Below are 10,076 nucleotides of genomic sequence, written 5' to 3'. Positions count from 1 at the left end.
GCGATTGATTTTGAAGCGGTTTGGACTCGTAATAAGAAGTCTACTGCATATTTCGGGTTTAATGATTGAATGATTTGTCCACTGACTTGAATGATTCATACCCCTTATATATGGAGATAAAAATCAAAATTTGGATAAGTTTTAATTAGTAATAACCCAAAATTTTCCTTTCATGGATAGAAATTCTACAGATGATCTCTCAAAGAATAAGAGATCTGGAATGGGGCTTATTTTAAGGAATTGCCTGCTGGTGCTGGGGCTTTTTCTCATAAGCTTCTCAGCAACGATAGCCAGACAGAGTGCCAAATCAGTGTCTGGTACAGTAACCTCAGTTTCCGATAATTCTCCTATCCCGGGAGTTGTTGTCTTAGTTAAAGGAACCAATCAAGGAACTGTCACGGATTTGGATGGGAAGTTTTCCATCAATGTGCCTTCATCAGAATCAGTCTTGGTTTTTAGTCTGATAGGATTCAATACTCAAGAAATTCAAGTTGGAAACCAGTCAGTAATCAATTTAGCGTTGGCTGAATCAGAATCCCTCTTGGAAGAAGTGGTGGTTGTTGGCTATGGTGAACAGAAAAAACTAAACCTAACCGGCTCAGTAGAAACTGTGAGGTTTGATGAGGCAGTGAATCAGCCTGTAACCAACTCTGCACAATTGATGTATGGAAAATTTGCAGGAGTTCAGTTAACTCAGTCCACAGGTCTTCCTGGTGCGGATGGATCTTCAATTATCATTCGCGGTATTGGAACCTTCGGTGGAACCAATCCTTTGGTTGTGATTGACAACATCCAATACGAAGGCTTAGCGGAATTTAATAATCTGGCACCATCTGATATTGAAAGTATTTCAGTGCTTAAGGATGCTTCGGCTTCCGCAATTTATGGTGCAAGAGGAGCTAATGGAGTCCTAGTAGTAACTACCAAAAAAGGATCCAAGGGTAAATTCTCTGTGGATTACAATAATTACTTTGGAGTTCAGCAAGTTACAGTTGTTCCTGAATATTTGGATGCTGTAAACTATGCTTTATTAAAAAATGAGAGAGACCGAAACGTGAATGGTCAAAACTCTCCCATGAGATTTTCTGAAGCTGATATTCAAGCTATCAGAAATGGTACCAACCCTGATCAGTTTGCTAATACCAACTGGGCTAATGTGGCTCTGAGAGATGCACCTATTCAAAATCACTACCTTTCTTTTACAGGAGGAACTGATAGAACTTCTTTCAGAGTCTCTTTGGGATATTTGAATCAGGAAGCAGTCGTACGAGGAAAATTTAAATCAGATAGATACAATCTGGGAATCAACCTTTCTGTTAATGCAAATGACTGGTTAACCTTAACCAATGTAACCAATGCCTACTGGTCCAGATTTGTAGGGCCAAGTGGTGGCGCCGGCGCGATTACAGGAGAAACAGGTATCATTAATCAGTTTCAGAGATCTTCCCCAACTGTACCGGTAAGATATTCTAATGGAGAACTAGGTGTAGTGGACGGAGCTTATCAAAATGTGAACTTTTCTTATCCTATCAATAACGTGTTGTTTACCGGTAATTTTGGGGACTTTAGCAATGATAATATCAACATCAGTGAGCGAATTGGTTTAAAAGCAAAGATTAGTAAAAAGCTAACTTTTGAAACCAGCGGGAGTGCAATTATCAATTTCGCCAACATATCGAATTTCCGTCCAACCAATATTTTAAGAGATTGGGAAGGAGAAGTAGTACTTCAAAATGATCTGAACGATCTGAATAATAATCTGAATTTTAATTACAGGTTATTGAATGAGAACATATTCCGCTACTCAACCAGTCTGAATGAAGTCCACAATTTCGACTTTATGTTGGGTCATTCTGTGATCTATGATAAAGCGGATGGATTTTCCGGTTCATTACAAGGCTTCCCTTCTGACGCGATTCAGGAATTCAATGGGGGAGGTGTAATCAACCCTTCCGTAAGTGGAGGAGCATCTGAAGAAGCTTGGCAGTCATTTTTTGGAAGAGTGAATTACAATTACAATGAAAAGTATCTTTTTGAAGCTAATGTGAGAAGAGATGGTTCTTCCAAATTTGGTCCAACGAATAGATATGGAACATTCCCTTCTGTATCTGCAGGATGGAATATTGGGAGAGAAGGTTTCTTAGCAGGATCTGAAGTTTTGGCTGATTTGAAATTGAGAGCTAGCTGGGGAATCAGTGGTAATGACCGAATTGGGAATTACATCTATGAGCAAACCTACAACACTGGATTAGATTATCATTTGGGTGTAGATGGCATTGTGCCAGCGGTTGCTTTAACCTCATTGGCCAACCCATTTATTACCTGGGAGACCATCGAGCAATTTGATATAGGTGTGGATGCAGCTCTTTTTGCCAATAAATTGAATGTGACAGCAGATTATTTTAAAAGAATAAGCTCTGACATTCTCTATACCAATTTCCCAATTCCAAATACGATTGGAGTAACCAATTTGGCTGCTCAAAATGCAGCAGGTATGGAAAACAGCGGAATTGAATTAGGTATAAATTATAGAGAGACAATTGGGAAATTAAAAATGAATATCTCTGCCAACGTTACCAAGATGGCAGATAATAAAGTAACCGACCTGGGACCTGGAGGAGAAGAGACCATCAGTGGTAATACGATTATCCGTATCGGAGCTCCTTTCAATTCTTACTTTGGATATCAAGTGCTTGGAGTTTTCCAAACACAAGAGGAGGTTGATAATGCACCACAACAATTTGGTAGTAACCTGACAAGACCGGGCGACTTGAAGTACGCAGATATCTCCGGGCCTGATGGAGAACCAGATGGTGTTGTCAATGCATTTGACAGAACTATCATTGGAAATCCGTTCCCGAAATGGATCTATGGTTTCAATGCCGGATTTCAAATGTCTGGTTTTGACTTGAACTTAGTATTCCAAGGAGTAGGAAGAATCGATAGATATTTGGACGGCAATGGTCAAACCCCAATGGAGGGAGACAGAAACAATGCATTAGCCTATTGGATAGATAGATGGACGCCTGAAAATCCTTCCGAAACTCTTCCAAGATTAGGAGGGGTGAATAATGCCGTGACTTCCTCTTTCTACGTGCAGGACATGTCTTATTTGAGACTTCGAAATATAGAATTGGGATATACTTTACCTGCTGATTTTTCGAAAATTGCGCTTTTACAAAAAGCGAGAATCTTCGTGAGTGGTCAGAACCTGTTGACTTTCACCAAAGTCAAAAACTTTGATCCGGAAAGACAAAGAGGTGGTAACACAGATCAAACCACCCCGCTTTACAAAGTAGTTTCCGCAGGTGTCAACTTTAAATTTTAATTCAGATGAAATCAAGCACGAGGGAAAACCTCACTCACAGGCATGATTACAAGTGGTGCGAGATTCCATGTGACCTTCGAAAAACAAATTATAAACACATGAAAAAGCTCATATATCTAATCAGTATCCTTTTCTTGGCCTCTTGTTCTGAGGATTATCTCGAAAGAGGTTCCTTGACCCAGTTGGCAGAAGGTAATTTCTGGCAAAATGAAAAAGATGCCTTGCTAGGCATCAATGGAGTGTATGAAGTCCTCCAAGATAGAGTGATGTATAGTGGAAATTTAAATGGAGTAGCAGGAATTCCACAACATGATAGTTTCGCTGATAATACATTCAATAATTACAAGTTTGAAGGGCCCGGGAATTTCGTAGAAGGCAGAGCTGATCCTGCTTATGGATTCTTTCTTTCCTTTTGGACTTCTCTTTATAGAGGTATAGCCAGAGCAAATGTGGCTATTGAAAACATTGCCCGAATTCCGGATAGTAATATTAGTGCTTCTTCAAGAGATGCATTGGTAGCTCAGGCAAAATTCTTACGAGCTTTGTTCTATTTCAACTTAGCTGTGTATTTTGAAGATGCTCCTCTGATTACTTCGACTCAGACCTTGGAAGAAGCTTATGTTCCTAAAAATAGTTATGAAGAACTTAGGGCTTTTGTTATTTCAGAATTAAGAGCAGCAGCTGATGCGTTGCCAGTGTCTTATCCTCCCTCTCAGTTCGGCTATGCTACCAAAGGTGCAGCGCTATCTCTATTAGCCCGTTTTGAATTGTATAATCAAAATTATGGTGAAGTAATCCGACTAACTTCTGAAATTATGTCCTTGGGATACCAATTGCATCCAAGCTATGAGCAATTGTTTACAGAGGCAGGCGAACAGTCAAAGGAGATTATCTTCTCAGTGAGATTTATTCAGGATCAGTCGAATAATGGAGAAACTTTCTCTTCAACTTTCTTGGGTATTCCTAAGGTAAATGTGCAGCCCATGCCAAACTTGGTCAATTCCTATTTGTGCATAGATGGTTTGCCGATTTCATCTTCTCCACTTTATAATCCACAAAAACGTAAAGAAAATAGAGATCCAAGATTAAGTGCTTCCATCTATTTTGAGGGGGATATTTTCGTGAAATACTTGGATAGACCTTTTAGAGGGAATACAGCCACCAAGTTTGGATTAAAAAAGTATGTAAGAGATGATCAATCTGCAGATGGCATTGCACCATTCAGTCCGGGAGGTCAGGATTTTTATGTAATTCGCTATGCTGATGTGCTCCTAATGCGTGCCGAAGCTTTGGCAGAATCTGGCCAGTTAAGTGAAGTATATCCGCTGCTGGATCAAATCAGAACCCGTGCCGGAATGCCTACCGTTACGGATGTAAATGGTACTGGTCTTAGTCAATCTGAATTATTGAATTTGGTCCGATTGGAAAGAAGAGTAGAATTGGCATTTGAAGGATTAAGATTTATGGATGTGAAGAGATTGGGTGAAGTGGAGGCGGCTTATGCTCGCGCCAAAGCTGATCCGGTAGGTCCATATAATCCGCAGTATCGAGGCAGACTTTCTGAAGTTTTTGCTATCCCTCAGTCTGAGATAGACGCCAATCCAAATTTGGTTCAAAATCCAGTTTGGAATTAAAAAGTAATAATCAATTCGTAGATAGATTGGTCAATCACTCCCGCCTGATTTAGGGTGGGGGTGTTTTCTCGTTCATCCAAATACATGAAAAAATTACAGCTCTTAGTAAGCCTATTGCTCTTTTCTTTGACCTGCTGGTCACAGAGTAGATCACCTGAAGATAGACCAAATATCATAGTCATTTTGACGGATGACCAAGGATATGCAGATGTAGGATTCAATGGCAGTACGGATATACCTACTCCAGGAATCGATAGGATTGCCAGCAATGGCGTGGTTTTCAGTTCTGGTTACGTATCATTTGCTGTATGTGGTCCAAGTAGAGCAGGCTTAATCACAGGTAGGTATCAAGATAGATTTGGCTTTGCTAGAAATCCTCTTTTGGCTCCCAAGGATAGCACCATGGGCTTACCATTGACTGAGGAAACTATGGCGGATTTGCTGAAAAGGGCAGGATATAGAACTGGCGCTATTGGAAAATGGCATTTGGGAGCACATCCAAGCCTAGTACCTAATAAAAGAGGATTCGATGAATTCTACGGGTTTCTTTCAGGCGGGCATCAATATTTTCCTGAAAAGTGGGTGCTCAATGACCTCTCAGAAGCCAGAGATCAATGGGATGGTTATAGAACCAAGCTTTTAAAAAACAATGAAAGGATCAATGAGCAAGAATACCTGACAGATGCGCTTTCAAGAGAAGCTTTGAATTTTGTCAATAATAATGCTGAGCAACCCTTTTTCTTGTATTTAGCCTACAATGCACCTCATGCGCCCATGCAGGCTACTGAAAAGTATTTAAGCAGGTTCCCTGAAATAAAGGATGAAAAAAGGAAAACTTATGCTGCCATGGTCAGTGCTGTGGATGATGGAGTAGGTGCCTTATTGGATTTGCTAAAAACCCTTAATATAGAAGAGAACACGCTAGTTTTTTTCCTTTCTGACAATGGCGGGCCTACCAAGGATAATGGTTCAAATAATAAGCCTCTGAGAGGTTTTAAAGGTGATTTCTTTGAAGGTGGAATCAGGGTTCCTTTTGCATTGCAGTGGAAAGGCCAGGTTCCCTCAGGTCAAAGATATGATCCTCCCATCATCTCCTTGGACATCTTCGCGACGGCGGCTTCTTTGGCGAATGTTAAGCCTAAAAATGAGCTAGACGGAGTTGACTTGATTCCTTATTTGACAGGAAAAAAGAATGGGAATCCACATGAGGAACTGTATTGGAGAAATTACAATGCCAATCGATTTGCCATTCGATCCGGTGACTCTAAGATGATTATGCAGCCCAATCAAAATTTCCTGTTTGATCTTTCCAAGGATTTGTCTGAATCCAAAAATCAATTTTCAATACAAGAGGCTTTGGCTAAAAAGCTATCGGAAAAATTAGAAGCATGGAAAAAGCAACTGATGGATCCTGTTTTCTTAGGTCTTTTGGAAGATGAGGAGTATAGCCGCTTGCATCCAGATAGATATACACCGGATAAGAAAATTGAAAACTAAACCTTTTAAACTATTTACAATGAATATACAAACTAGAATAAAGTCTATTTTGGGCCTCTTATTTCTATTTTTTGCTGGGAATGCAGCCTTGGCAACAGATTACTATTTCCATCCAAAGTTGGGAAATGATGCTAATTCCGGACTTAGTAAGAATCAGGCTTTTCAAAGCCTTGATAGAGTGAAATCTCTGAATCTTCAGGCCGGGGATAGGATTTTGTTGGCCGGGGGACAAACTTTCTATGGAAGCTTGGAAATTATAGGGTTTAAAGGAGAAAAAAATAAGCCCTTGGTGATTTCCAGCTTTAGTGATCAGAATACTTCGGTTCTCAAACCAGCAAAAATTGATGCCAAGGGATATTTGAATGGAGTCTTAATAGAAAACTCCTCTTTTGTCAGGGTTCAGCATTTGGAAATAACCGCTGAGGGATATGGTGAAATGTCACCCATTGGTCAAATGCGGGTTGGAGTACTAATCCTTGCCAATAAAAAAGGAGGAGTAAAAGGAGTGACTTTAGATAGCTTGATAATTTCCAGAGTTTTTTTCGAGGAAAAAGGTATTCAGAGAAGTGTTGAAGAAGTCAAGTCAGCCAATGGAACTCAAAAATACGGTTGGGGCATTCGGGTTATGAATCAATCAGATTCTGAGATGATAGAGGATATTGAGATTTTAAATTCCCAGATCTCAGACCTCAGTCATACCGGGATCAAATTAACAGGGAATACTGATCAAAATATCCGCAGAATTACGATAAGAGGGAATACTGTACACAGAACGGGAGGACCTGGAATTCAGATGTCCGGAGTGAAATTTGTTTATGTGGCAGATAATGAGGTAATGTATTCCGGTAGCAATGATGATGGGAGAAAATGGGGAAGAGGAAGCGGATTATGGACTTGGAGTTCGTCCATGGTACTGATTGAGAAAAATAAATTTATGTACGCTAATGGCCCGGGAGACTCTGCTGGTGCACACATAGATTTCAACTGTGACAACATTGTGATGCAGTACAACTTTTCAGCCTATAATGCCGGAGGTTTTGCTGAGATTTTGGGGAATAATTACAATTGTGCTTATCGCTACAATATTTCTGTAAATGACGGCCACAGAGTTAAAGGTCAGAATGGGGCTTTTCAAGAGGGGAAAATATTCTGGTTGAGTGGCTATCAAGGAGGTAACAAGGAGAGAAAGGGACCGGTTAATTCTTATTTTTATAATAATACGATATATGTCAGTGAGGAAATAGTTGCAAAAATTGCGATAGACAATCGGTCTAAAGGGGTGCTAATTGCCAATAATATTTTTCATATTCCTGGAAAGACAGAGCTAGTGGCGGGAGATCAATACAAGCCTGATGATGAGTCGAATAGGGAGTTGGAAGACGTTTTTTTCAAGAATAATCTATTTGTCAAAAATGGTCTTTGGCCGGAAAATGCGCTGATACAGTCAGAAGATGGAATTGTGGGAGATGCTCAATTTAGAGTGCCAGGGGGGTTAAATGTAGAAGACTACATTCCCCAAAATGATGCTTTGGTTCAGAGTGGAGTAAAAGTGCCATTCCTTACAGGGGATGAGTTTGGGTTGATTGATGGGCTTCAATTGAGTAAGGACATATTAGGAAATCCAATTTTAGATAATCCCGGAATTGGCGCCATTCAGGTTTTTCCTCAAATGGCTGAAAAGAAAAATGATTAAAAAGAATTTAAGCTTCAATTATACCGAATACCCAAAATGAAATTTATGAAGAACAGGTCTCAAAGCTTTATAGCAATCCTGCTGGTAATGATTTTTTTTCTGGCATGTCAAGATAAAAAGATGGATGAAGAAGCTCCATCTAAAAAACCCAATATCGTTTTTATATACATGGATGATTTGGGATATGGAGATGTTAGTGCCTATGAAGCGGGGACGCTTCAAACCCCGAATATGGATAAATTAGCTAATGGAGGAGTAAGATTTACCAATGGATATGCCTCTTCTGCTACTTGTACCCCAAGCCGGTATGCGATTTTGACAGGTACCTATCCTTGGAGAAATCAAGATGCAAAAATTCTTCCTGGAACAGCTCCTCTTTTGATTGACACGGCTCAATTGACACTACCGAAAATTTTACAAAATCAAGGTTACCATACAGCGGTAATCGGCAAATGGCATTTGGGCCTGGGGCATGGAAACGTAGACTGGAATCAGCAAATCAAGCCGGGTCCTAATGAAGTAGGATTTGATTTTTCCCATATCATGGCTGCTACCCAGGACCGCGTACCCACAGTATACATTGAAAATGGGCAAGTGGTTAATTTAGATCCTAATGACCCTATTCTGGTGGATTATGATCAAAACTTTGAAGGAGAACCTACTGCAATCTCTCATCCAGAACTTATGACTATGAAATGGCATCATGGTCATAATAACAGCATAGTGAATGGAGTGCCTAGAATTGGATTTATGAAAGGTGGGGATAGTGCCAAGTGGAGTGACGTGGATATGGCTGATCATTTTTTGGCTAAAGCTCAGGCATATGTCAATGAGAAAGCTCAGTCAGACAGTCCTTTTTTCTTGTATTATGGATTGCAGCAGCCACACGTACCAAGGACTCCTCATCCCAGGTTTGAAGGAAAATCAGGCATGGGGCCGAGAGGCGATGTGATTCTTGAAGCTGATTGGGTGATTGGAGAATTTATCAAGACCTTGGAAGAAGCGGGAATTTTAGAAAATACATTGATTGTTTTCACTAGTGATAATGGGCCTGTACTCAACGATGGATATTATGATGATGCGGTAGAAAAATTAGGCGATCATACTCCAGCAGGACCATTGAGAGGGGGCAAATATTCTTTATTCGAGGCAGGTACAAGAGTTCCTTTTGTAACCTATTGGAAAGGAAAAATCCAACCGGGAGTCTCAGATGCCTTAGTCACTCAAATTGATTTGTTAGCATCTATTTCCGCCTTGGTGGGTAGTGAGCAAAGCTCTTCTGACAGCCAGAATTTACTGAACACCTTTCTTGGAAAGAGTGAAAAAGGAAGAGATGCTTTTGTATTGGAGGCTACAACCAAAACGGCATTAAGACAAGGAGATTGGATTATGATCCCGCCCTATCCTGGACCGGCAGTTCAAAATCAGGTTAATATTGAATTGGGAAACTCGAGTGATTATCAATTGTACAATTTGAAAGAGGATCTTGAACAACGACATAATTTGGCATCCCGTAACCCTGAAAAACTACAGGAAATGGTTCGAAAGTATGAGGAAATTAGAGGCTCGAATAGTCAAATTCAACAATTAGAGTTAAAGTAGTTTGATCACCAATCGATGAATGGCCCGGGCAACCGGGCTTTTTTATTTGCTAGTGCTCAACTGATCTTGGCGTTCATTGATTGAATAGCCTTAAGCGCAGTTCCTATTTTTCAGGGATTGTGAATTCGGTCGAGTGCAATCTGGAATTTACATCAGCTACTGCTGCTGAATTTAGCGTTGAATCCAACTCAAATTTTCTCTTGGTTTAGCTGGTGGAAACCGGTGAATTGAACCCTTTTTGGCTTTAGCCAAACTGGAATAAATTGGGCTAAAGCCCGGCCAGTATTAATCTCACTTTATTTAAGAGGTTAAAGCGCCTTTC

General features: G+C 40.2%; 5 protein-coding genes. All 5 read left to right on the top strand.

Annotation, left to right across the window (positions count from 1 at the left end):
- The first annotated feature begins 172 nt into the window (after nucleotides 1-172).
- The 5 genes from FL972_RS06085 to FL972_RS06065 all read left to right on the top strand — a co-directional run bounded on the left by FL972_RS06085 (nucleotide 173) and on the right by FL972_RS06065 (nucleotide 9,754).
- Nucleotides 173-3,328, top strand: coding sequence for a SusC/RagA family TonB-linked outer membrane protein (locus tag FL972_RS06085; RefSeq protein WP_144604173.1), 3,156 nt, complete (start codon nucleotides 173-175; stop codon nucleotides 3,326-3,328).
- Nucleotides 3,329-3,426: 98 nt separating this feature from the next.
- Nucleotides 3,427-4,962 (top strand): RagB/SusD family nutrient uptake outer membrane protein, encoded by a 1,536-nt coding sequence (locus tag FL972_RS06080; RefSeq protein WP_186300019.1) that lies wholly within the window; start codon nucleotides 3,427-3,429, stop codon nucleotides 4,960-4,962.
- Between the two features lie 84 nt (nucleotides 4,963-5,046).
- The gene (locus FL972_RS06075) at nucleotides 5,047-6,459 is read left to right on the top strand and encodes a sulfatase-like hydrolase/transferase (protein ID WP_144604171.1); all 1,413 of its coding nucleotides are present in this window, start codon (nucleotides 5,047-5,049) and stop codon (nucleotides 6,457-6,459) included.
- Nucleotides 6,460-6,478: 19 nt separating this feature from the next.
- Nucleotides 6,479-8,152: a right-handed parallel beta-helix repeat-containing protein gene (locus FL972_RS06070; RefSeq protein WP_144604170.1), complete on the top strand. Its 1,674-nt coding sequence runs from the start codon at nucleotides 6,479-6,481 to the stop codon at nucleotides 8,150-8,152.
- A gap of 45 nt (nucleotides 8,153-8,197) precedes the next feature.
- Complete coding sequence (locus tag FL972_RS06065) at nucleotides 8,198-9,754, top strand: sulfatase family protein (protein WP_144604169.1); 1,557 nt, start codon at nucleotides 8,198-8,200, stop codon at nucleotides 9,752-9,754.
- Nucleotides 9,755-10,076: the final 322 nt, after the last annotated feature.

The sequence above is a fragment of the Algoriphagus algorifonticola genome (assembly GCF_007655305.1).
Lineage (GTDB): Bacteria > Bacteroidota > Bacteroidia > Cytophagales > Cyclobacteriaceae > Algoriphagus > Algoriphagus algorifonticola.
The sequence above is the reverse complement of the archived record's forward strand: the minus strand, read 5'-3'. Positions and strand labels throughout refer to the sequence as shown.

Excerpts from the sequence above, each read along its gene's own strand:
- FL972_RS06085 (WP_144604173.1), top strand. The coding sequence starts at position 173 with ATGGATAGAAATTCTACAGATGATCTCTCAAAGAATAAGAGATCTGGA.
- FL972_RS06080 (WP_186300019.1), top strand. The coding sequence starts at position 3,427 with ATGAAAAAGCTCATATATCTAATCAGTATCCTTTTCTTGGCCTCTTGT.
- FL972_RS06075 (WP_144604171.1), top strand. The coding sequence starts at position 5,047 with ATGAAAAAATTACAGCTCTTAGTAAGCCTATTGCTCTTTTCTTTGACC.
- FL972_RS06070 (WP_144604170.1), top strand. The coding sequence starts at position 6,479 with ATGAATATACAAACTAGAATAAAGTCTATTTTGGGCCTCTTATTTCTA.
- FL972_RS06065 (WP_144604169.1), top strand. The coding sequence starts at position 8,198 with ATGAAGAACAGGTCTCAAAGCTTTATAGCAATCCTGCTGGTAATGATT.